General features: G+C 72.7%; 2 protein-coding genes. Both read left to right on the top strand.

Going from position 1 to position 1,267, the window contains the following annotated elements; genetic code table 11:
• On the top strand, nt 1–1,088 hold a 1,088-nt coding region (locus AB0N07_RS51295), incomplete at its 5' end, for a glycosyltransferase (RefSeq protein WP_365847908.1).
• Nucleotides 1,085–1,267, top strand: a 183-nt coding sequence (locus tag AB0N07_RS51300; protein WP_365847910.1) for a hypothetical protein, incomplete at its 3' end; no start/stop codon positions are given. The genes AB0N07_RS51295 and AB0N07_RS51300, both read left to right, overlap by 4 nt.

The following is a 1,267-nucleotide window of genomic DNA, read 5'->3' on the forward strand; positions in this document are numbered from 1 at the left end:
GCCACCGGGTCGAGGTCGTCGTGCTCGGGGCCGGGGACCAGCCCCGGTTCCGGGAGTTCGAGGACGTGGACGTGGCGATGCTCCGCCCCGCCGACCTGGCGGCGACGCTGGCCTCGGGGGAGGTGCGCACGCTGATGGTGCATTGCCTCCTGCCCGAGACGTGGGAGGTGCTCAAGACCGCCCCCGCGCTGCCGCCCACCACGGTGTGGACGCACGGGTTCGAGATCCAGCCCTGGTGGCGCCGGCGCTTCAACTACACCACGGCGGCGGAGCTGGCGGCGGCCCAGGCGGCCTCCGAGGAGCGCTTGGCGATGTGGCGGGAGGTGTTCCAGACGACCGGCGACGACGTCCACTTCGTCTTCGTCTCCCGCTGGTTCGCGGAGACCGTCTTCGACGACGTCGGCGTCCGCCTGCCCGAGCACCGGTACTCCGTCATCCACAACCCGGTCGACGGCGCCGTCTTCCGCTACCGGGAGAAGACGGCCGAGGACCGTCTGCGCATCCTCTCGATCCGGCCGTACCATTCCCGGGTGTTCGCGTACGATCTGGCCGTGGCGGCTGTCCTCGACCTCGCGGCCGAGCCGTGGTTCGACGAGCTCGAGTTCACCTTCCTCGGGGACGGGCCGCTCTTCGAGGAGACGGTCGCGCCGCTGCGAGATCTGCCCAACGTGACGGTGCGCCGCGGCTTCCTGACCCACGCGGAGATCGCGGCCGAGCACGCGCGCCACGGGGTGCTGCTGGTCCCGAGCCGCAGCGACACCCAGGGCGTCAGCCGCGACGAGGCGATGTCCTCGGGTCTGGTGCCCATCACGTCGGCGGTGGCCGCGATCCCCGAGTTCGTCGACGAGGAGGTCGCCTTCCTGGTGCCGCCCGAAGACCACCGCGCGCTCGCGGACGCCGTCCGGACGCTGCGCGCCGAGCCCGCGCGGTATCTGAGGATGTCCGCTGCCGCGGCACGTCGGGTCCGCAGACAGTCCGGTGCGGACCAGGTGCTGGACGCCGAACTCCGCCTGGCGTTCCGCACCGACGGGGACCACTCCGCTCCGTCGGTCCGTCCTCATCCCGAGAGAGAGGCCCACAGGCCATGACCGCACGCATCGCCGTCGTCGGGAGCGCCCTGACCCGCTCCGCCCTGGTCCAGGACCCCCGGCTCTCCGTGCCCGCCGGGCACTTCCTCGCCCGGGTCTCCATGGCCGGGCTGGGCACCCCGCCCGTCGAGGACGCCGACCTGACCGGGGTCGCCTCGGACTTCCGGCGTGTGCTGGTC

Source organism: Streptomyces sp. NPDC051172, from assembly GCF_040682555.1.
Classification (GTDB): Bacteria; Actinomycetota; Actinomycetes; order Streptomycetales; family Streptomycetaceae; genus Streptomyces.